Origin of the sequence: Lactobacillus sp. B4005, assembly GCF_026536045.1 — a bacterium.
Classification (GTDB): Bacteria; Bacillota; Bacilli; order Lactobacillales; family Lactobacillaceae; genus Lactobacillus; species Lactobacillus panisapium.
Genome location: NZ_JAFNOZ010000005.1, coordinates 66,338 through 89,162, shown reverse-complemented (window position 1 = coordinate 89,162; position 22,825 = coordinate 66,338). Strand labels below are relative to the sequence as shown.

The window sequence follows — 22,825 nt, the reverse complement described above, 5'->3', positions numbered from 1 at the left end:
TTTAATGTCTGTACTATTTCAGATTTGTTAATGATTAGTGCATTGCACTAAAGCCTACTAAAAAAATAAAAAAGTTTGAAATTGACATTTTTTTGCCCTCTTTCTATTAAACATTAGACATATAAAGGATATATTCACTGTTATTTCACAAAGTGATGTTACTATACCCTTTAACCAAATAAATAATAGTACCTAATTTATCCCAGCGAATTAAAATGTTGGCTTATTTCACATTAGTACTAATAAAAAGGGGGGTCAAATAATGAAAACCTTTGGTGAGACAATACAAAAAATTAGAAAATCACGTGGGATCACTCAAGCTGAACTTTCTAATAACTTATTAAATCGGACAACATTATCCAAGATAGAAAACTCACTTGAAGAGCCATCTTATCAGAATGCTTCATTATTGATTAAGCGACTGGGAATTACCCAAGAAGAGTTTGATTATATTCGAAATAATTATAATTTAAGCCCTAAAGAACAAATAATTTACGATACTCTAAATATTGCTTATAATTCTCAAAATCAAAAGATTGATTCCTTGCTAAAACGATGCCAACTAATTAGTAATGATGATGATATTCAAATGATTACCTCAATTCTTGAGGCTTTTAAAACAGGAAATATTATTGAAGCGCGAAAAATAATTATACCTGTATGGAAACACCGAATTTCTAAAATCGAAAACTGGAATATCCTAGATTTATATGTCTTAAATATGATCTTCTTTGTTTTTGATGAAGAAACAATGATTGGCATTTCAAACCGCGCAATTGATACGATAGAAACCAAATACCCTTTTCTTAAATCATTGAACGAAAGTTTTGCACTCAATAAAGCTGCAATTCTCGTTCATAAAAGGAAATTCTCTGAAGCAATTCCTGACTTGCAAAAAGCATGTAAATTAGCTAGAGCAACTTGTCGATATGATAAATTATTTTTAGCTAAAGGTCGTCTAGCCATTTGTCAAAAAAATAAAGAAGAAGCTGTTAAATGCCTAAATACTTTGAAAGCAATGGAAGCTCTTGATGTGTATCGCGGTTTACAAACCGAAATAAAGGAGTTCGCCGATCGGTTTAACGAAAACTAAAAAATTAGACTAAAGGCTATTGCAATGCAATAGCCTTTAGCAGGGTATATTTTATCGTTTTAATTAAAAGAATTATATTCGGGGAAAATTCATTCCATGTTCTAAGTCGCGTCCCCTTAAGTTTTTGTTCTCACCTACCTTTACCTAAATTTTAAGGGGTAATAAGTAGCAGTAATTAAATTGTTCTGTTATTTCACATTACTAAAAAGCGTTGCACACAAATGCAACGCTTTAATATTGTTCTTTTACCAACATCTCGTGGTCTATTTTTGCTCGTCCATTATTATAATCAAAAGAAAAACCGGGCTGAACATTAAATAAATAAACATTGAAATCTAAACTGCCATCAGTCGATACGGCTTGCAGGTTAATTCCCCGCGCCATCAATTCTTCTCCGCGAAAAATCGGAGTCGCCTGGTAAATTACCCGCTTATTTTCCCGCAATGCGGTCCGAACGCGACTTTCGAAGATCGTCTGAATTCGCTGATTGGAAAAAGCGGACTGCGTAAATAAATTTTTGGGATTATTTTGATCTCCTGAAAGGTTACGCGGATTAAAATTACCTTCCTGGTCTATCCCCGCAGAAACGGAATAGGCAATCAAGTGGCCGCGGTTGTATATTTGCGTTCCATTACGGCGATTATAATGCCAAGCAGTTGGCTGCACAAATTGCTGAACCCGCAAGCCACCGTTGGCAACGTTGCGTTTTTCTAAAAAAGCAGTATTGGAATGGGATGTTCGGTTAAGATTATCTAGGTTCGAATAAATAACGCGGTTGACGCGCCATGCGTTTTTAATCAAAGTTGACTTGTCATTATTAACCGTAATATAAGCTGAAGAACCACTCTTAAAATTGAGCTGTGCCAGTTTAGCATAATCTTGCTGTGACAAACCACCGTAGACTTTAGCTGCTGGCTTAGCCTGCTCAATCTTATTTTTCTTTACTGGTTCATTGCGCGTTATTTGATTAATTGTCTGTCGACCACTTGGATCCGTACCGCCTTTAGTCGAAACAAACCATAGCAAGAACAAAATAATAATGACTATCGCCCAAAAGTCACCATTAATCACCTTTCTGCTTTGTCTTCTCCGCCTGCGTGCCATTACATCCGCTCCTTATTTGATAATAACTAAGTATAGCCAATCGAACTTTTGTTTGCAATAGCTGTAAGAAAAAAGCAAAGCTTTTTACTTTGCCTTAAGATGTTAATTTCTAGCCCATTCGTCAAGCATGTTCAAAAAATAGCTCTCGGAAAGACGTTTAATTTTACTGCCGGATTTATTATATTCACGTGCTTGCTGAATTGCCTCATTGTTTTTATCAAAAAAGCTATCGTCATCAATAATTAAAAAATTAGTATCGGGCGTAACGATTGTCTGAGCCTGACCATTCATATTATTAACCATCAAGGCAGCTTCCGCATTATCCATATTGATTCCGTCAACGAATGCAACCTTTTTATTGTTGACCGGATTGCGGTAGCCAAGTTCCCAGACTTCCAGTTCGGCGGCAAGTAAATCCATGTTTTTAATCTTACCCTGAGCCTTAGCCAGTAATTCATCTGTGAAATTAGCACGAAAATCATCGTAAACTTTTTTGGTATCGATTGAATCGTCTAAGCCGTGATGCTGTTCGGTTTCTGCAATGCCTGCGCGCTGCATACAGTCAAGCAAGCGATTATGCTGGAACGGATAGTAAGCTCGGGCCAGGCGAAGCACATCAACATAATCATTATTTAGTTGAGACAGCTTAAACTTTTCCGTTAAGTCATATAAAAAATTCAAGTCAAAGTTGATGTTGTAGCCGATAATAATGTCATCACCAATAAATTGCCGAAACTCCGTCATTGCTTCTTTAACTGGGATACCCTTTGTTAACAGCAGCTCCTCAGTTATGCCGTTTAATTTAGTAATAAAAGCCGGAACCTTATTCGAGCGCGGATAAACTACTAGTTTGCTGAACTGATCAACAATTTCATTATTACGCACCTTAATGGCACCAAGCTCAGTTACATGATCACGGTAAGGATTAAGCCCCGTCGTCTCAATATCAAGCAACGTATAGTCAGCAATAAAAGCCGGATTTTCTTGGCCCTTGGCACGGAGTTTTTCTTGCGCACCAGTAACATGCAAAACACCGTTTTTGATATAAATACTCATCACAAGCCCCCTTTTTAAAGCAAGTTCTGTAATAGAATAGCTGAATCGGCGTTTACGCCAGCGCTTCTAGCTTGGATATCAAGCGGTAATTGCTCTTGACGATAATCAGCAGCAACAAAAGACCACTGCGGATATTGCTGGACAAGGTGAATAATTGGCTGAAGCAGTTGCGGGCTAGTTTCATCTACCCCCAATTCAAGGAAAACCGTTTTTTCCTCTTCATTACCAGTTAAAAACCACCGAAAACGAGTATTAGCATCGGTATCCGGGTAAAAATGTTCATTTAACGGCATGTGAATTTCCATTGACTGACCGCATTCTTTACATTTAGGCACAAAATCAGCTAAATTCTGCTTTTGCTGTTTAGCAGCTATAATTTTTTGGACAGCACCACGACTATCTTTAAGTCCGTGATTAATGCCACTTGAACACTGCATTTTTGTCCAATCGCCAAAAACATTAAAAATCCGGTTTTCATTAAAGCCAGCACTTTCAAAGAAATGACCAAAGCTGGATGTTGCAATAAAAAACTTTTTCTGGCCAATTAATTTGCGTAAATTTTTCATTGTTTGGCTTGGCTGATATTCAAGTGAATAGTGCGCAATCAGTTGACTCCAACAAAGCCATTTGTCAGACCAAGAAGCAGATTGTTGGTCTAACGCTTCTCCCACTGAATTCACATGATACTTTTCTACAATTGTGGGAAAATCCTGTGCAAAACTTGCTTGCCCCAGTAGGTCAAGTCCCTCCAATTTTGCCATTCCATTACCCGCAACGATAATCATCACATCGGCATCAGCAACCAGATGCTTCGCCTTACTCAAATTTTCCATCTATTCCTATTACTTTCTAATTGTTATTTTTGATCATAGCTAGTAAATGAAAGCTTGCCATTTTCAATATCAGCTAAGAAAATATCGCCAATATTGTCATAGCCTGCATCTTTTGCTTCCTTTTTTAACCAGTCTTCATCCTTATCAATAAATTCAAGCACTTCTTGGTTAATTTGACCATCATTAATTAGTGGAAAACGAAGATTTTTTTCATCTTCTTGAATCACAGTTAGTTGACCATTCTTCTCAAAAATACAGTTTTTGACTTCATTAACCGAATAAACACCTTGGCTCCGTAGCTTAAACATCAACTCGTTAGCAGAAATCCCGGCAGATAAGCAGTTCTTAACCAGAACTTTTCCATCCTTAATAATTTGAATTGGTTTGCCATCAATCAACACGCGAATAATGTTGCTGTGTTCACGGGCAAATTTAAGAATAAAGACCACTAAAGTCCAGACAATTAACACTAGGAGAAACTGCAGCACCGTGATGCTGGAATTATAAATAACCCCACCGATAATGCCACCAAGAACATAGTTCTGCAATTGGTCTAATGCCGTGGTTGGGGCAATATTGCTTTTACCAAAAACATTAATCTGGAAAATTAATGTTAACACACCTAAAACAAATTTAATAAAAAGTTGCGTATAATCCATGTCAATTTCCCCCCTATTAATTCTTGACATTAACTTCATGATTAATAACATGAGCTTTCTTTAAGGTGTAGCTATTATTATCATCATTCAGTTCCAATTGGTAATCAATATCTTTTGAATGAAGTCTGACAATTAGACCATTTTGTAAATTAGTTGAACTAACCATGACATCACTATTAGAAACACCGTGGTCTTTAGCAACCGACTTAATGAACGGAATGATCTGTTCAGACTGGGATTTTACCAAATTGGTTTGAACATACTTTTCATATTGTGTCCCAACAAATAATAGTAAGAAAAGCAACGCAATAATTCCTAGGTCACGGTAACGAGTATCGAACCGGTGCCGCAAGTAAAGAACTGTAAAAGCAATCATCGTTAACGCCGCAATTGCGATTAAGACATACAAAATTGTTTTACTAGTATTTTGATTCTGCTCAATGTACTTGAGTGTGTAAAAAGTCATAACACTACCACCTCTAGTTAAAAACTCCGCACCGGGTATTAAAAGCGATGCATTAATGTAATATCATGGTTAACTCACTAAACTATGTTTATAAGTCTACCTAATATCAGTATATCAAAAAGTGGTTAGAACCTGTCTAACCACCACTTGTGAATATTTATTTTAGCGATGCCGAAGTTGTCGCATCATCTGGCACCTTTTCTTTTGCTGTAGGCTGTTCTTCTTTTTCAGCAGCTGCCTTAGTCGATGCTCCCGTTGCAGCATCCGGAGAAGAATTGCGCCGATAAGTAGCGCCTGTAACTGCATCTGGGTCATTAACCAATTTTTGTCCAGTCGTTTCGCAGAAATACTTGACTAGCGGATAAAGATCTTGTACCCACTCGTAGATCCCAGCATAATTACCCTCATCATCTTCTACGCGCTTGTAGTAATGTAAAACTAATTGATGCAAATTACCAGTCGGGACAGGCATGTAGACTTCATCATGACCATCCTGTTTGGTCCGCAATGCGTGGACAACTTTTTTAGCTTCAGGAATGACATCGCGCACATCTGGATGAACTTGTCCCATCGAACTCCCTACTTGATCAGGTGTTCTTTTTGCCTTCATCTTTGTAGCTGGATCTACCAGACGGTTGTACCACAAAAACTGATTGTTATCGTCAACAAAAGTCAGTTCACCAATCGTGTTACGCAACATCCAGTTAATTTGATTCACTGTCAATAAACCACTATCAAGCTTGACATAATCATCACCACTTGCCGCGTGCGTCTTGGTTGCCGCTTGTTCTAACCAATCCGGATCATCAGGAGCAACATCACTCACTGTGTAGCGACTTTTACCCGCGGCGGTAAAATTTTCTGCTAAATATTCTTTTTCAGCCATCTTTTTTAGCCAGTTTGGTTCTGCCATAATATCTCTCCTTCTTTTCCATAATTATTCTTCAATTATATCATGTATGCGCTTCACCAAAACATAAGAATAGCAATAATATCCCCGCTTTTGCCTTAGTAAAAATCTTGCTATACTTTTACCACGTATTTTACCTGCATGGTTTTTCTTTCAATGCTCATGAGCTAAAATAGAAATTAATCATATTAAGAAGGAGAACAAAATGAAAACTGGTTCCAAAATCATTACTTTAGACAATGGTTATCACTTGTGGACAAATACTCAAGGACATGGAGATATTCACTTACTTTGTTTACATGGCGGTCCTGGTGGCAATCATGAATACTGGGAAGACACAGCCGAGCAATTAAAAAAACAGGGCTTGGATGTACAAGTAACAATGTACGACCAACTGGGCTCCCTTTATTCAGATCAGCCAGATTATTCTGACCCAGAAATCGCAAGCAAATATTTAACTTATGACTACTTTTTAGATGAAGTGGACGAAGTGCGCGAAAAGCTCGGATTAGATAACTTTTATTTAATTGGGCAAAGCTGGGGTGGCCTGTTAGTTCAAGAATATGCCATTAAATACGGTCAACACCTGAAAGGGGCAATCATCTCATCAATGGTCGATGACATTGACGACTACGTAAAGGCTGTTAATCGGCGCCGTCAAGAAGTTTTACCACAAACGGAAATCGACTTTATGCATCAGTGCGAACAAAACGATGACTATGATAACGAACGCTATCAAGAAGATGTCAATATCCTTAACATTAACTTTGTCGACCGTAAGCAGCCTTCTAAGCTTTACCACCTAAATGATATCGGTGGCAGCGAAGTTTACCATGCCTTCCAAGGGGATAATGAATTTGTCATTACGGGAAAGTTGAAAGATTGGCATTTCAGAGACCAATTAAAGAATATTAAAGTGCCGACTTTAATTACCTTTGGTGAGGAAGAAACCATGCCGATTGCTACTGCTAAAATTATGCAAAAGGAAATTCCTAATTCGCGTTTGGTTACTACGCCTGACGGCGGCCATCACCACATGGTTGATAATCCCGCTGTTTATTACAAACATTTAGCTGACTTTATTCGTCAAGTCGAAGATAATTCCTTTGCTGGTAAATAGTTGTCAAAGCCAAAAAATATATAGTATATGAAAAAGCAAGCAAAATTTAGCTTGCTTTTTGTTTTGCCAAAAACGTTTTTTAACTATATCAATTTATTTGTTTAGTCAATTTCAGAGTTTATAAAATACTATGTTTTATTTCCTTTTAGTCTACTTAAATAAATAAAAATTATAAATGAATTTTTGATATCCGTTATTTTATTATTTGATGATTTTTGTTTACTATATCAGTAAATAATTCATTGCAAAATAGGCGATACAAACGTATTAAGTTTATTTTATAATAAGAGTGTTGCATAAACATGTTTTATGGAGTAAAATCTGTAATTACGTTATTATATATTTGATTAGTTTTTGTAAATTTGTAAACAGTAATTAATAAACTCTAGGGATGATGAAATGAATATTTTTATCACGGTTATGCTTATTATCAATAGCTGTGCCTTTGTTTTCGACTTTATTTTCAGCCTCTATTTATCATTTAGTAAAAAAATTAGGCAAGAAAAATATTATGGCGGCTCGCGGAATTTTACCACCTTGCTATTGTTAATTCCAGCTATGAATGAATTCGCAACGCTAAAGCGAGATTTGCCGTATCTGGTTAAATTACACAATCAATGCAAGAATTTTATCAATTTAGAGCTAGTATTTATCGATGATGATTCTAGTGATGGCACAACGGAATTACTTGATAAATGGTCACATCACGCTAATTTGCACGTTATTCACCGTGTTAAACCAAACGCACAGATTGGGAAAGGACCAGCTTTAGAATATACCGTCAATCAAATTATTCAAATGAATTATTCCCTTGGCAAGACACTTATTGGCATTATCGATGCGGATAGTCACTTTGATTCTGATTACTTAAAGGAGGTTGTTGCTACCTTTCAAAACTCGTCTTATGACCTTGTTCAAACCCGTGTCGATATTTATAACACCGTAGACAACTTGACAATAATGCAAAATTTCGAATTTTCCATTTATAATGGACTATTGCAAATGGCACGAACAAATTGGGGGTCAGCTCTGGCATCTGGTAACGGTCAGTTCGTTACATTAAAAATGGCCAAAAATGTTGGCTGGTCTTCCTCTCTGCTTGAAGACTGTGAATTCTCGCTCAAGGGACTGCTGAAAGGCTATTATGGCACTTTCTTAAATACCGTCAGTGTTAAGCAAGAAGGTGTTTCCAACTTAAGAAAACTTATCCGGCAACGGACTCGCTGGTGCCAAGGTGGCCTACAATGCCTTAGGATTTATGGCGGAGCAATAATGAAAGCCAAGCATCTTCAAACAATTGTTAAAACTTTCATCATTTTTTTCTTAATGGTACCATATTTATCCGTCATAGTTGTGCCATCATCAATTATTTCGGTTTCAGTTTTGATTTTTTATGCTTTCTATCGGCCATTAATTGGTTTAGCAATTATTTTCACATTATTATTCATAGAAAACCTGGTCAATACGTTAATGATTGAAAAACAGTGGCACGAATCGAATTTAGAGCCACCTAAAAATCGCTTAAAGATTTTTAGAATAATCTTTAGCTTTGCCTTTTATCGCTGGGTGCTAGCCTTTATTCCCTATCGCGCCATAATCCGCCAATTAAAAGGGAATGATTCATGGGTAAAAACAGCTCACAGCTAGTTATATGTAAATGCACTAAAAAAGCACATCACAAACGATGTGCCTTTTTTGTTGAGCAAAATTAGTTAATTCACATAAGCAAGCAGATGGTGTAAAGCTCTGGGGCAAACAATCTCTGAAATTACTGTCAATAAAGAGGTCGTGAACTCGCTACTTTCTAAAGTTGTGCGTCCAAAATTGTCATAAAAACCAACGGCTCAGGCTCGACAATAAAGGCAAGTTAAAGCAAACTTTATTGATGGATGTTTTAATTCTAGTCATCACTGATCTAACAACCATCTAAAACATAAGATCAGAAATGATGATGATTCTATTCGTTCTAGTCATCACTGATTTAACAACCATCTAAAACAAGGAGAATTATAACACATGAAGTTATTTGGTTCTAATCATCACTGATTTAACAACCATCTAAAACAATTGCAATCAACAATCCACCACTCAACAAGTTCTAATCATCACTGATTTAACAACCATCTAAAACCGATCCAGCAACGAGATATACATTTAAGGTGTTCTAATCATCACTGATTTAACAACCATCTAAAACAAGGAAGAAGGTGTTGAGAAGTATCAATACGTTCTAATCATCACTGATTTAACAACCATCTAAAACCTAAGGAGGGAATTGAAGCAATTCTATATCGTTCTAATCATCACTGATTTAACAACCATCTAAAACGCCCTTTTGTGGCACGATTTCCGTTTCAAAGTTCTAATCATCACTGATTTAACAACCATCTAAAACGTTAAATAAGTATAGAGGAAACACTAATGAGTTCTAATCATCACTGATTTAACAACCATCTAAAACTACAGATCCAGATGTTAGATTGCTAATGTCGTTCTAATCATCACTGATTTAACAACCATCTAAAACTTCAATTTAAATCGTCAAATGCTTTTTTGAGTTCTAATCATCACTGATTTAACAACCATCTAAAACTTACCAATAAAACTTATGGATTCAATAGTAGTTCTAATCATCACTGATTTAACAACCATCTAAAACATACAACTGCTGAATTGTATGCTAAAGATAGTTCTAATCATCACTGATTTAACAACCATCTAAAACAACTAGATTGTTAATGTACTCAACTAAAATGTTCTAATCATCACTGATTTAACAACCATCTAAAACAATCTTATAAATTTTAGTACCTAGCGTCTTGTTCTAATCATCACTGATTTAACAACCATCTAAAACTGGTAACTAGCGTATGCAATATTTTGCGAAGTTCTAATCATCACTGATTTAACAACCATCTAAAACGTTAACGCGATTTTATCAGATGAAGATGTAGTTCTAATCATCACTGATTTAACAACCATCTAAAACGGTTTAGTTAAATCCCATAAACTGTAGTGAGTTCTAATCATCACTGATTTAACAACCATCTAAAACTGCAACTCTAATTGAAACTAACAGCCTTTTGTTCTAATCATCACTGATTTAACAACCATCTAAAACGTTGGTCATTTCATAATTGGCAAAAACAAGGTTCTAATCATCACTGATTTAACAACCATCTAAAACCGTAGATAATGCGGTATTTAAAGAAAACGAGTTCTAATCATCACTGATTTAACAACCATCTAAAACCCCTGACAATGCACTTTGTAGTGAACCTCTGTTCTAATCATCACTGATTTAACAACCATCTAAAACCATTGGTTGTTCGCGTGATAACGAATTTCTGTTCTAATCATCACTGATTTAACAACCATCTAAAACCGATATTTTATCATCAAATTTTAATGTAGTAGTTAGTACCAGTCGACTAAATCCTCGTCAATGTAATAAAATTGCGCATCCTCAGGAACAACCAAAAAATCTGTAGATGTGAATTCAATTAGAACAACCATTAACCTCATTTGTTTTGCAATTTGTGCTAATTCAGCTAATTCCCGATTATCTAAATAATTTGTTGCATTGCAAAACACGGGAACTGTTTTTAAATTACAATTTTGATGAATCTTTAGAACCGTTTCAATTATAGCATATGGATCACTCAATATATTCTCGTCTAGATGCAAATCGGCCATTTTAAGTACCTTTTTTAAATCTTCATCAAAGTTAATTGCTAGTGGTAAATCTTCAAGAAGCAGTGAATCAGATAATGCTAATTCTAAATTGCTAAAAGCACAGAATATCTTATTACGCGTGGCTTCATCTAAGTTAGTGATATAAGTACTAACAATTTTGGTTAAATATTTTTTAGTAATATCACCACTTAACAAAGGGTCTCCTACCATGTCAAAAGTTTTAGTAACTTCAACCGGATCATAATTGTCGCTCGAACAGATTAACATTTTATTTTTTCCTTGAATACCTTGAACTAAGTCGCGATACACAATTGAACTTCGAGTGGCCAATATTTTGATTCCAGAATCTGAGAAAACCCATTTCTTATGTGTTAAATACGCTAAGATCACAGGATCACTGTCCGATCAGAACTATTACGAACATCATCCACTGGCTTACCGACTAAAAAGTGCATATCATTATACTGCTTTTCCGTAACCATCAATGATTGTACTACTCCGCCATGGGGTAAAAACTTCTTAACCCTATTTTCCAGAAAAGTTGCCGTTTGCCTGGTGACACAAACCCGGGCATAAACCGAAAATTGAATCATTAAAAAGCCTTCATTAAGTAATTTTTGCCGAAACTGACGGTATTCTCTTCGCTGCTGAGCAGTTTCTGTTGGCAAATCAAACATTATCATTAAGCGCATCATTCGGTACCTCATTAGTTAATGCCATCTCCATTTCAGGTAACTCTTTCGTTTTTTCGCTTAAAAAGCACAAACAGTCATGCACATATTCAGAAATTACATTCGACAAGATTGTTTTTTTGTTGTTATATTCTATTTCTAAACTCAACAACTCGACTAAACCATATTTAATATCAGGCGTCAGCTGCTTAATCTTTTCATGGGCTTTTACCCAATAATCAACGAATGGACGAAAGGGCTCCATTAAATCCGACGCCAAGTTAAAGCAATTTTCTTCAGAATGATGGTGAATTCCTAGATATGAAAGATACCCATTGACGGCAATCTCACGGTTAAAGCTTGCTAATAAAATCGCATAACCATAATCAAGCGCCCCGTTGACCGCATTATTATCACGACGGATAAAAGTCTTATCAAATAAAGTCACGAAGTATTTCCGTGCAGCAATTGCTTCCCGATTAGTGGCATCATTTAGTTCCAGCTGATCAAGCTCATCTTGGACATTCTGCCATTCCAACTGGTAATTTTTTAAAACCGCAATCTGATTAGTAATTTTGCGGTCAACTATTTTAGTCCACAACTTTTCTTTTAACTGTAAATCCCAGTTAAACTGAATGTTCAACTTAGATAAGTTTCTAGCACCAGGATAATAACCAACGGTTTCTACAACCGGCTCATCTTTTTCATCGACAAAAATCACTTTTGTCTGGTTTTCTGCCAATTTACTAATTAGCGCACTGGTGATCACGGCCTGAGTAGTCGAAACTAACAGCAAGTTAATATCTGCAATTGGTATTTGACTAATTCCATCACGCGTTTGAACAACCATCATATTCATCGAATACGTCATCTTTGCATGTTGCGTAATGATAACTGATCTCCATCCCATAATTCCTCCTTGTATATTCTTCAAAAAATGATAAAATAATGCTATCGGGTAGCTCCCGATTGATGATACTAATCATCACTGATCTAACAACCAGACTTAAAATCAAGCAATGCATTTTTATGCAAAGTTTCAACGCGATATTTTTATCGTCCTGCCTCAGCTCTATAGCGGAGGTTTTTTTATGCACTGAAAAAGGGAACTGACAACCATCAGCTCCCTTTTTGGCTTTTATAATTTAGAAATTTTGATTCTTTTTTCAAATAAACCCGTTGGTGATTGGAAAACCAGCACTGCATCTGGCGTAAGGGTTATGCCAGAAGTTGATGTTAGTAAACCAAACAAAGTTTTAATTCCCAACTCTTTAAGATCACTAAACACCATATTGTCATGCAAACCATTAAGAATTCGGTTGATTATTTCCTTTTTCTTTGCTGGCTTAAAGCTAATAAACTTCTCTCTGCCATCATGTAAACCTTGTCTAAACTTGTTTGTATCAAACAAAGGAAGGAAGCGATCAACATTAGCAAGTATCTCATCATAAGCCTTAATCAGTAGCTGGTCTTGATCTTCACCTTTGGCGAAGTTGTCGGTCACAATCCTCATTGTTTCCCAAGATAAAGTTAACTGCTTGGCATTGGTCATATAATAAGGCGAACTTAACATAAATTTTTTGTTGCCATCAAGGACTACCTGTTTATACAAAATGTGACCAGCAGCGATGTCAAAGTCTTTTATCCCCTGCTTCGTCTTTCCCTTCTTGTCAAACATAACTAGTGGGGTTAAAACTTGCTTCAAGGTTTCGTCATATTTGCCTTGCTTTTGCGCCTTTTTTAATTTAGCCAAAGCACGCATCGGCACGCCGACAACTTTATACGTTGAATCTTTAGCCTTACGGATTCTTACTATTGCCATATATGCATTAGCGTTTCCTGTATAGCCTCCATAGATTTCAGGATCCAGGTCTTTTCCTTTAGGAATTAGGCTACGCGACTTAGCAGTATCACGTTCGGTACGTGGAAACACAGACATTTTAAACATCTCCTGATCCTGCGAAGTCGTTTCACGCGAGACCAAAAGATATTTGAAGTTATATGCCCGGCGTAATTTATCAAAGATATCAGGGTGCTTGAGGAAAACTACGCGGTCGCCCTTATCTTCTTTGATTTCTTCGGGTGCTTTTCTTTGATCATTATCCTTTTGTAGTAGTGGCCACAAGAACGTGAATTCTTTAGTATTATTGACAGTATCTTCCTGCAACTTTTTATCTTTGCTAAATTTTTTAAATTGACCGTAAACAAAGTATGGTCGAAGTTTCGGATAGACCTGATAAAGAAAATTACCGCAGATAATGGAGAGATACGCATCAAGCGCATGATGATAGTCATTTACTTCTCGGCTCTTATAAAGATTAAGCCTCTTACGCAGAGCCGAGTTATCACCCGCGCGAACCGTAATAATTTCAGATTTAGGATAAATATTTTGCAAGATGACCGACACTAGTTTGACAATTTGACTGGTTTCAACCAATTGCCGATTAATAAAACCTGATTTTTGGTACTTATTCAAATTAGCTGGATCAAGCAGCAAGTTGTTCTTTTTGCGATTATTGATGAGTCCCGTTTTTTGCCACATAGACCACATATCTTTAATAGTCATTTTTAACTCTGGTACCCAGTTACCGCCGAACCGCTTAAGTGGTACATCGTCTGATTTTTGTGCGTTGAATTTTTTAGAAGTCAAAACACGATTGTCAAAAGAATCATCTTTAATAAAACTCTGTGGCAAAATATGGTCAATATCATACCTTGACTCAATGTCATCAATATTGATCCTTTCACCAGTATAAGCATCCCGACCACCCTGAATGAAATAAAGGAAATATTTATCTTGTGCAAGTTTTCTACTAGTAATCGCATTCTTAAGACTATTGGTTAAATCCTTATCGACCAACTCTTTTGCAGTATCTTGGTATGCTTTTAGCAATTTACTTCCTCTTACCTGAGACAATTTTGGATTACTTTCGGGGCTACGAGTAAATTCAATAGCAAACTGCGCAGGCGCTTTGCCACCGGCAGCCTTAACAACATCGTTGACAACCTTAACTACCTGCCTAATGGCTTTCTTATTGGCTGGCGAAGTATACGCATCAGCCAAAATATCTTCAACACCTGTTTTCTTAACGATAACCTGATTTTCTTGCTCAATCGCATCTTTAAAGTCCGGCTCCGTAACAATCTGCATAAAGTTTTTTTGACTATCCCATAACTGAGCCATGATATTCTGGCCGTTTTGATCATGCAAGTCTACTAGCAATTTGCGAGATAATCTGCCCCAGCCTTGCAAACGCCAGTTAGCAAGCGCCTTAAATTGGTCATTTGTTAACCAATTAATTTCACGCAATTTTTCTTGATAAATTTTCTTATCTTCAAAAATAGTGGACCACTCGATTATTTTTTCAAAGTCCTTTTCATAATTAGCATCATCAAGTTCTTTATCAAAGACCTTTAAGTTTTTGAGATGGTAATAACTAGACAAGCTAGAATTAAACTTAGTCGGATCGGCTAATCCTTTAATATCATTCGAGCCATAGTTAGTTTGCACCCAGGTAGCGAATTTCTTAGCTGTAACTGTTTTATTCTTTTCAAAAAGTTCCTCGTAAGCTTTCTGTTTCTTGGTTGGACTGAGACGCTTACCATTAATTTTGATATTATTCAGCTCATTCAAAACAGTAAACTTCTGATAGAGTAAACTATTCGCCGGTATAACATCTTCACCAAGAAGGTAAGTATCTTTAAGTGTCATACGTTTAATAAATTTATTGGCAGATTTTTCTCGATCAACCTTTTCTTCAAAATTCCAAGGCGTAATCTTACCTTCTTTTTTACGCACCATCCAGGCAAAGCTCTTACCTGAAGTTTGCTCCTGCTTATTCGCTGTAATCATTGGACCGACATAATACGGTACTCTAAATCTAACTAACTCATCAAGCTTATACGGGGCCTGCTTTAGGTGCTGCTCCACCGGATTTTTCTCTGCCAAGAATGGATAATATTTGCTTTGTTTAGCAATAATTCGGTCAAGTTCAATTTGGTGCAGCTGAAATGGAATGACACCGTTACTATTTGTGCGCTGCTTTGGCATGAAATTATCAAGCTCAATTTCATGTAGAATTTGTTTAGCTGCATCTGAGTCATCGACATTTTTTTGAATTATTTTATAAAAATCATCTTTAGCTAAAACGCCCTTAACCTTTAATTCTTTTTTAGCTTCAAGCAATTCACCATGCCGGTTATTAACGTATAAATCGTAAGCTAGGCCCAACATCTTGGCTTTTTTCTTATCCGCTTGATTATCAATTGCTTTCTTGAGCAATTGATAATCTTGCGCATGTTTATTATATTTATTTACCATTGACTCAGACAAAGTCTTGCCTTCATCAACAATATTGCTAAGGGTAATTGCACTGAATAATTTTCTAATCTCAGCAATAATTGTTTGTTCTGGCTCTTCTAGTTCTGGAAGTAAAGCTTCAAGTTTATCATCCGCATCTGCATCGGTTAATTTAAGTTCCCAAGCAGCTTTGTCGCTTTTATCAATTTCTTTATCTAAAATCGTTTCAAATTGCGTCTTATAACCCATGATGGCATTAGCAATCTGCTTGGCCACATTTTTAGTAACTTTGTCGGTAGCGTTAGTTAACAAAGCGGCAATTTTCTTAACTTTATCAGCTTTATAGATAGTTCTAGCAGCATCTTCCCCCTTAATAACTGCTTCAATTTCTGCAGCATTGGTTACTTGTAGTTCTATTTGATCATCTTTTTCAGTTACCAAATCACTAAAACAATTATTGAGTTCCTTAATTACCGGCTCTACTTCAATTTTAGAAGCATTAAAATCGTTAACTGACGTATCTTGTAAAAAGTTGCCCCGATACTTAACAATATGATGCATCGTCAAAAAGATTTCACGCAAATCGAACTTTTTGTCCTCTGTCATTAAGGCCTGCCGCAGATGATAAATTGTCGGGTAATCCTTGTAAAAGGCAGCATCTTCTTTGGCAGTCGGAAAAACAATGGCCTCGTACTTCTGATGTTTTTTATCTAATGGCGATACCCAAGATTGATGCAAACGGACAAAAAAGCCCGGATCAACTTTAGCCATTGGCTCCGCGAAGATTTCTTCTAACAGACCTAGTCGCCATTTACGTCTTTTTAGGCGACGACGTGTAGTCCGAAAGCCGCGCCGGTCGGCTGCAGAATGTCCTTCTTCAAATAAATGTGAGCCCATTGCCGTCTTACCGCGTAACTTCAAAAGAGTATTTTTCTTATCCGTGACCGCCCAGCCACAGGAATTGGTCCCGATATCGAGTCCTAAAATATAGTCATCCTTAATTTTATTCATATGAGTCTCCTGTAATCACTTTCATTACTATAAGAATACCGCAACTAATTTTCATATGCACCTTATTTTTAAATTCAAACAAAAAATGGCAACTATATAGTCACCATTTCCCAAGAATGCTACTTAATTTTGTGATTTTTCCTTAATTGTTGCGGCAGAAGCCTCCAACAGCTTTTCTTCTTCCTCAGTTAATGATAATTCAACTTGTTGAATTATTCCATCGCGACCAACGATTGCTGGATATGATAAATAAGTGCCGTACTTTTCCTGGTAATTAGAAACTGGCATCTCAGTGTGGGCGTCACTTTCAATTGTTTCAACCAAACGAGTTACAGCCGCTGAAATACCATAGTTAGTATATTGCTTGCCCTTGTAGACAGTTTGACCACCAAATTTAATTTCATCATTTAAGTCTTCCAATTTCCACGATTGTTCTTTAGCCAGCTCCGTAATTGGTTTTTCCAAGACCTTAACTGTCGACCAAGCCGTAAATTGTGAATTACCGTGTTCCCCCAGATTAAAGCCTTCAACTGAGCGGGGATCAACGTGCAAGCGGGAGCCCACTGCTCGTTTCATCCGTGCAGTGTCGAGCAAGGTACCAGTACCAATGACGTGCTTTTTCGGTAAGCCCGTCAATTCTTGGTACATGCTAGTAATCGCATCAACTGGATTAGTGATTGCAACTAGAATACCGTTAAAGCCGCTCGCCTTAATTGCGGAAGCAATCGCACCAATTCTTTCTTTATTAAATTTCAATTCAGCAAACCGCTCGCCGCCAGCTTCTAACGCAATATTACCAAAAGCACTAATTATAATATCCGCATCTTTTAAGGCGGAGTAATCATTGATGACAATATTAACGTGGTGCTTTAAGTTAGCCATGGCATCTTGAAAATCTAGTTCATCAGCGGTTACTTTTGCCTTATTTTCATCAATTAAAATCAAATCATCAACTAATCCCGAAATAATTAACTGTTGTGCCACAGTACTCCCAACATGGCCGTCACCGATGATCCCAATCTTATTACTCATAACTTTTCCCTCCTAATTAGACTTTAAGTCTTTCTCATAAATAAAAATTGTATCTTTTATTATATTACGTTTTTATCCTAAAATAAATTTAACTTTAAAAAAATATTAGTATTTTTAGGAGATATTTTCAGCAAAAATTAAATTTCACTGTAACGCGCACTTTCCCGCCAGTTTGTCTTATACTAAAAAGCAGGAGGTATTATATGAGACAAATTAAAATTGGCAATACCAACTTCACAGCTTCTGCAATTGCTTTCGGCATTATGCGGATGAATCAATTAAAAGCAGCTGATGCAGTAACAGCCCTTGAAACGGCACATGACTGCGGTATCAACTATATCGACTCTTCTGATATTTATGGGCACGGCAAGTCCGAGGAAATTTTTGGTGAAGCTTTGGCAAAGTCTTCACTTAAACGCGATGACTTCTATATTCAATCTAAGACGGGTATTTATGAAAACGAAGCCCTTGATTATAAAACTACGCGGTACGATTTTTCTAAAAAGCACATCATTGCTGCCGTTGACGGTATTCTTTCAAGAATGAAAATTGATTACTTGGATAGCTTACTACTCCACAGACCTGATGCTTTAATGGATCCAGCAGAAATTGCTGCTGCATTCGATCAACTGCAACAGGAAGGCAAGGTACGGCACTTTGGTGTCTCCAACTTTAACCCAATGCAAGTTGAGTTATTGCAGTCCGGTTTAAGTCAAAAACTATTAATTAACCAATTGCAAGTAAGTGTCATGCATACTGGTCCAATTGATTTTAATATTCATACCAACATGACCGACGCACGCAGCATTGATCATGATCGCGGCATCCTTGATTACTCACGTTTGCGCCACATGACGGTGCAGGCCTGGTCACCATTCCAATATGGTCAAATTGAGGGCAACTTCATTGGTAATCCTAAATTCCCTGAAGTTAATGATGCTTTACAAAAAATTGCGGATCTAAAAGGTGTTTCCAAGAATGCCATCGCGGCGGCATGGATTTTGCGTCATCCTGCAATTGACCAAGTAATTATTGGGACAATGACGCCAGCACATATCGTTGACAGTGCCAAGGGAGCAGATATTCGACTAACCGCACAAGAATGGTACGATATCTACTTAGCAGCCGGTAATGACTTACCTTAAAAATTATTAACAAAAAAGCTTAGTGCTACAGCACTAAGCTTTTTATTTGGGTGAAATTATTAGCATCTTTTACGGTGATAACTATTAGGTATGCCCAATTTTTTCCGGTATTTTGCAATTACCCGCCGACTCAGCTCTACTCCATGTTTTGCAAAAATGGCAACTAGTTGCTGGTCACTTAAGGGTTCAAGACTGTTTTCCGCTTTTACCAATTCTTGTAAATCATATTCAATTCGTTCTTGGGATAAATCCTGTGCCACTTGGCGCGGAAATAACATTTTCAAACTAAAAATCTTATTTTGACACTGGATATATTTGTCTTTAATTGCCCTACTAATCGTACTTGGAGCAAGATCCAACGCCTTTGCGGTTTCCTTAAGACCCAATGGTTTCAACTTTTCTCTTTGCAAAGTGATTAAAAAATCATGTTGATACTCTCCCACGTATTTACCAAGCCGCAAAATGGTCTGTTGTCGTTGCTCAATTGCGTTCTTTAACTCAAGATATCTCTGTTTTTGTTCAGTAAAATATTGCCGCTCTTTTGCTTGGCCTTTCAATTCCTGAAAGGTCTGCTCATCAAACAATAGCTCTGGAATTTGAGCTTGAAAAGTTTCAATGGTCAGTCGCTGATTTTCTACTTTAAAAATCAAATCCGGTAGTAGGTATTGTGTGTTAGTATCAGTTGTATACTCACTTGCTGGAGCAGGATCCAATGTTTGAATAGAAGTTAAAGCCCTTTCTAATTGCTTTTCAGAGAATTGCGTAATTCCCCACTTTTGCGGATCTGCCAGCATTTCTAAGTCATCAGCTAATAAGATCTGTAACGCAACTTGGTCAAAATCCTTTTTTTGTTTTGCCTGGATTAATAAACACTCATTTAAGTCTTTAGCTCCAATTCCGCACGGGTCAAGTGTCTGCAAAAATTCCTTAGCCTTTTGCAATTCATCAATTGAAAATTCAGCTCCCTGCGCAATTTCAGCCAAGTCGGTTCGTAAATAGCCGTCATCAGCTAGATGATAGATTAAGAGCTTAACTGCCTTTTTAACTTTATTGTTCCAGTCGCTTAAACGTACCTGTGCTAACAAATGATCAAGTAAGCTTTCACTTTCACTATCCTTAAGCCATTCTAAATTATGACTTTCTTCTTGTGATTTACCTAAAGAAACAAAGGGATCACTTTCGCTTAAGTCTTTCATTGCAGTGACTAAGTCATAAGTACTATAGGATAAAACAGTTAGGTTTTGCTTGAGCTTGGGCGACAAAAAAAGCCGCGTAACTAACTGCTCTTTCGGTTTTAAGACCATTTTTTGCAATCGTGTCATCGGCTTTTTCTCCTTTTTTAAGTCAAATACTTACTAACTGAATTTCCATTACATTTTTATTCATTGAAAGGTCTTCAATTACATTGGCATAATCGAGAGAACGTGGTGTTTCTATATCATATATATTAACATATGTGGTATTATTCAAAGTTTGCGTTACTTTAAAGTTCACATTGATTACAGTAATATCATGTTTTCTAAAATAATCATTGATAAATTCTTTGGTTTCAACTTTATGCTTGTATTTAATCTCTAATTTTTTCATTGGATGGATATTAATTAACCGTTTCGAGAAAACTAATACCAAAATGACTGTTACAGCACCTGCAACACCTATTGCGTAATCTCCCATACCTAAAGCTAATCCTAAACCTGCAACTGCCCATAAACTAGCAGCCGTTGTTAAACCCATAATTGTTCGATGCTGAACTAAAATGGTTCCCGCACCTAAAAAGCCAATTCCTGAAACTACTTGTGCAATTAATCTAGCTTCATCAGCACGTACAACCCCTGCAAACTTTGGCTCTGTTAAAGCAATTTGTAATGCATCATAGCCAATTTTCTTTTGAATTAAAGCGATAATACAAGCACCGACACAAACTAAAACATGTGTTTTAATTCCTGCCGGTCTGTTTTTATGCTCTCGATCAAAGCCAATAACACTAGCAACTACGACTGATAAGACCAATCTGACAATAATTTCTGGTAGTGTTACGGCTATATTCAAGTTAAACCACTCCTACTAAACCTAAAACAATTGCTAAAATTAAAACACCAAGTAATATCCAATTAACATTAACCTTTTTAGATAGTAACCAATAGCATCCTAAAGTAACTAATAACGGAACTAATCCTTTCCATAATTGATCAAGATAAGTTTGAATTAGAATTGGCTTACCACCAGTGATTGGAATACTTAATTTTGATTTAAATTGGACCATCGTAGCTGTCATACACCCGATCATCATTAAGCCTAAAGTAGAAGCAGCTTTATTGAGAAGCTTCATACTTCCACTTTCGTACATATCTTGAATAAAAGTATCACCCAAGGTAAATCCCATATAAGTTAAATAGTACCTAGCTAAAATTGATGGTACATTATAAATAATTAGAAATAATAGTGGCCCTAAGATTGATCCTTGACTAGCTAAACTAATACCAACTCCGGCAGCAATTACTCTTAAAACACCCCAAAAGATTGAATCTCCAATTCCAGACAAAGGTCCCATCAATGAAGTCTTAATAGCAACCGTTGTTTCGGGATCAAAATTAGGATCTTGAGCAGTTTTCTTTTCCATTGAAGCTACAAGTCCCATAACAAACGTGCCGACATTTTGTGTAATGTTATACCAAGTGGTATGACGCATCATAGCTTTACGATGGCCTTCTTTATCATTTTTATAATATTCATCAAGAGCTGGCATAATAGAATACATAAAACCAGGTGCATGAGCTTTAGTTGCTCCTACTCGACTCGCAAACACCGTAAAAGACCGCCAAAAAATACGGTTAATTATTTTTTTATCTGTAGGTGAAACATTTTTAGTTAATTTCATGAGAAAAAGTCCTCCTCTTCTTGCTCTTCTGTCGAGGCTGAAACGTTACTTTCTACTTGGGTGTTTTGATTATTAGCAGCCATCGTCTTTTGTTTATTCTCAAGCTCCATAACTTGCTTATCTCTAATCCATTGTAAAGCTACGATAATAATTCCAATTGCAGCTACAGCTACAGAAGGCAAGTTCATATAAGCAGCCAAAATAAATCCCAAGAAATAATATGGAGACAATTGCTTACTCCAAAGCATTCTCATCAAAATTGCAAATCCTACTGCTGGTAAAAGTCCACCAGTTGCAGCCAGACCAGCCATTAAATTAGCAGGAATTTGGGCTACTAAGTGTTGTACTGGACGTGCTCCAGCCAAAACGGCAAAGAATGTTACCAATGAAAATACAAAATAATTTAAAAACCACATACCAAAATGAAGATGGGTTAATCCTTTAGCATTATCATCACTAGCAACTTTATCAACCATTGGCGCAAAAATGTTCATAACTACATTTTTCATAAACATTAAAATAAATGCAGCAAAGACACCGATTGGGACAGCTAATGCGAGAGCTGCTTTAGTATTTACGCCTAAAGTAATCGCAAATGTAGTAGCTAATACCGTAGCTGTAACAGGTTCCGCAGACAAGGCACCGCCAATATCAACTGCTCCCATGAAAATAGCTTCTAATGATGCCCCGATTAAAATGCCTGTCCTCATATCGCCCATTATTATTCCGGCAATTGTACCAACGACCAAAGGTCGCTCAATCATAGTTTGGCCCCAAAGCCAATTACCGCCAAGGCAGACAAACACGCAAAGTGAAGCCAAAAAGGCAGTTTGTAACATAATTATCCTCCT

At 36.7% G+C, this 22,825-nt stretch carries 19 protein-coding genes and 1 CRISPR repeat array; of the genes, 4 read left to right on the top strand and 15 right to left on the bottom strand.

The annotated features are described in order from the left end of the window. The first annotated feature begins 262 nt into the window (after positions 1–262). A complete protein-coding gene (locus J3U73_RS09135) occupies positions 263–1,093 on the top strand; it encodes a helix-turn-helix domain-containing protein (RefSeq protein WP_220220708.1) in 831 nt (276 codons plus the stop codon). Positions 1,094–1,324: 231 nt separating this feature from the next. Here the strand turns inward: J3U73_RS09135 and J3U73_RS09130 are convergent, their stop codons facing one another. The 6 genes from J3U73_RS09130 to J3U73_RS09105 form a co-directional block, all read right to left on the bottom strand. Further along, complete coding sequence (locus J3U73_RS09130) at positions 1,325–2,197, bottom strand: DNA/RNA non-specific endonuclease (protein ID WP_267410243.1); 873 nt, start codon at positions 2,195–2,197, stop codon at positions 1,325–1,327. A gap of 102 nt (positions 2,198–2,299) precedes the next feature. Beyond that, positions 2,300–3,253: an exonuclease domain-containing protein gene (locus J3U73_RS09125; protein ID WP_267410242.1), complete on the bottom strand. Its 954-nt coding sequence runs from the start codon at positions 3,251–3,253 to the stop codon at positions 2,300–2,302. Between the two features lie 14 nt (positions 3,254–3,267). Next, positions 3,268–4,086, bottom strand: a complete 819-nt coding sequence (locus J3U73_RS09120; protein ID WP_267410241.1) for a Sir2 family NAD-dependent protein deacetylase — start codon at positions 4,084–4,086, stop codon at positions 3,268–3,270. Positions 4,087–4,109: 23 nt separating this feature from the next. After that, positions 4,110–4,745, bottom strand: coding sequence for a DUF421 domain-containing protein (locus tag J3U73_RS09115; RefSeq protein ID WP_174683356.1), 636 nt, complete (start codon positions 4,743–4,745; stop codon positions 4,110–4,112). Positions 4,746–4,761: 16 nt separating this feature from the next. Then, positions 4,762–5,211, bottom strand: a complete 450-nt coding sequence (locus tag J3U73_RS09110) for a DUF3290 domain-containing protein (protein WP_220220705.1) — start codon at positions 5,209–5,211, stop codon at positions 4,762–4,764. A 157-nt stretch (positions 5,212–5,368) separates the two neighbouring features. Continuing rightward, positions 5,369–6,124, bottom strand: a complete 756-nt coding sequence (locus J3U73_RS09105) for a PAS domain-containing protein (RefSeq protein WP_267410240.1) — start codon at positions 6,122–6,124, stop codon at positions 5,369–5,371. A 202-nt stretch (positions 6,125–6,326) separates the two neighbouring features. On the opposite strand from J3U73_RS09105, the gene J3U73_RS09100 reads away from it, so the two are divergent. Both J3U73_RS09100 and J3U73_RS09095 read left to right on the top strand, forming a co-directional pair. Then, positions 6,327–7,241 (top strand): proline-specific peptidase family protein, encoded by a 915-nt coding sequence (locus J3U73_RS09100; RefSeq protein ID WP_267410239.1) that lies wholly within the window; start codon positions 6,327–6,329, stop codon positions 7,239–7,241. A gap of 399 nt (positions 7,242–7,640) precedes the next feature. Next, positions 7,641–8,888 carry a glycosyltransferase family 2 protein gene (locus J3U73_RS09095; protein WP_267392468.1) on the top strand — a complete coding sequence of 416 codons (1,248 nt, stop codon included), beginning with the start codon at positions 7,641–7,643 and terminating at the stop codon, positions 8,886–8,888. Between the two features lie 250 nt (positions 8,889–9,138). Then, a CRISPR array of direct repeats spans positions 9,139–10,626; the repeat unit is 36 nt; unit sequence GTTCTAATCATCACTGATTTAACAACCATCTAAAAC. Positions 10,627–10,658: 32 nt separating this feature from the next. On the opposite strand, the gene csn2 is transcribed toward J3U73_RS09095, so the two are convergent. From csn2 to J3U73_RS09070, 5 genes are all read right to left on the bottom strand, one after another. Next, positions 10,659–11,327, bottom strand: a complete 669-nt coding sequence (gene csn2 / locus J3U73_RS09090; protein WP_220235116.1) for a type II-A CRISPR-associated protein Csn2 — start codon at positions 11,325–11,327, stop codon at positions 10,659–10,661. Beyond that, a complete protein-coding gene (cas2, locus tag J3U73_RS09085) occupies positions 11,324–11,629 on the bottom strand; it encodes a CRISPR-associated endonuclease Cas2 (protein ID WP_103752921.1) in 306 nt (101 codons plus the stop codon). Before cas2 ends, csn2 begins: the two co-directional genes overlap by 4 nt. Then, positions 11,607–12,518: a type II CRISPR-associated endonuclease Cas1 gene (cas1, locus tag J3U73_RS09080; RefSeq protein WP_267392469.1), complete on the bottom strand. Its 912-nt coding sequence runs from the start codon at positions 12,516–12,518 to the stop codon at positions 11,607–11,609. The genes cas2 and cas1 overlap by 23 nt, the downstream gene beginning before the upstream one ends. Before the next feature lie 228 nt (positions 12,519–12,746). Then, positions 12,747–16,919 (bottom strand): type II CRISPR RNA-guided endonuclease Cas9, encoded by a 4,173-nt coding sequence (gene cas9, locus J3U73_RS09075; protein WP_267410237.1) that lies wholly within the window; start codon positions 16,917–16,919, stop codon positions 12,747–12,749. A gap of 123 nt (positions 16,920–17,042) precedes the next feature. Further along, positions 17,043–17,951 (bottom strand): lactate/malate family dehydrogenase, encoded by a 909-nt coding sequence (locus J3U73_RS09070; protein WP_267410235.1) that lies wholly within the window; start codon positions 17,949–17,951, stop codon positions 17,043–17,045. A 203-nt stretch (positions 17,952–18,154) separates the two neighbouring features. On the opposite strand from J3U73_RS09070, the gene J3U73_RS09065 reads away from it, so the two are divergent. Continuing rightward, positions 18,155–19,096: an aldo/keto reductase gene (locus J3U73_RS09065; protein WP_220269141.1), complete on the top strand. Its 942-nt coding sequence runs from the start codon at positions 18,155–18,157 to the stop codon at positions 19,094–19,096. A 59-nt stretch (positions 19,097–19,155) separates the two neighbouring features. Here the strand turns inward: J3U73_RS09065 and rpoN are convergent, their stop codons facing one another. From rpoN to J3U73_RS09045, 4 genes are read right to left on the bottom strand one after another with little or no spacing between them, the layout of a single operon-like run. Further along, on the bottom strand, positions 19,156–20,418 hold the full coding sequence (rpoN, locus tag J3U73_RS09060) for an RNA polymerase factor sigma-54 (RefSeq protein ID WP_267410234.1): 1,263 nt from the start codon (positions 20,416–20,418) through the stop codon (positions 19,156–19,158). 22 nt (positions 20,419–20,440) lie between these two features. Further along, positions 20,441–21,145 carry an MgtC/SapB family protein gene (locus J3U73_RS09055; protein ID WP_220269139.1) on the bottom strand — a complete coding sequence of 235 codons (705 nt, stop codon included), beginning with the start codon at positions 21,143–21,145 and terminating at the stop codon, positions 20,441–20,443. Position 21,146: 1 nt separating this feature from the next. Continuing rightward, a complete protein-coding gene (locus J3U73_RS09050; protein ID WP_103752903.1) occupies positions 21,147–21,974 on the bottom strand; it encodes a PTS system mannose/fructose/sorbose family transporter subunit IID in 828 nt (275 codons plus the stop codon). Next, entirely contained in the window at positions 21,971–22,813 is an 843-nt protein-coding gene (locus J3U73_RS09045) for a PTS mannose/fructose/sorbose/N-acetylgalactosamine transporter subunit IIC (protein WP_220269138.1), read from the bottom strand. The genes J3U73_RS09050 and J3U73_RS09045 overlap by 4 nt, the downstream gene beginning before the upstream one ends. Positions 22,814–22,825 lie beyond the last annotated feature (12 nt).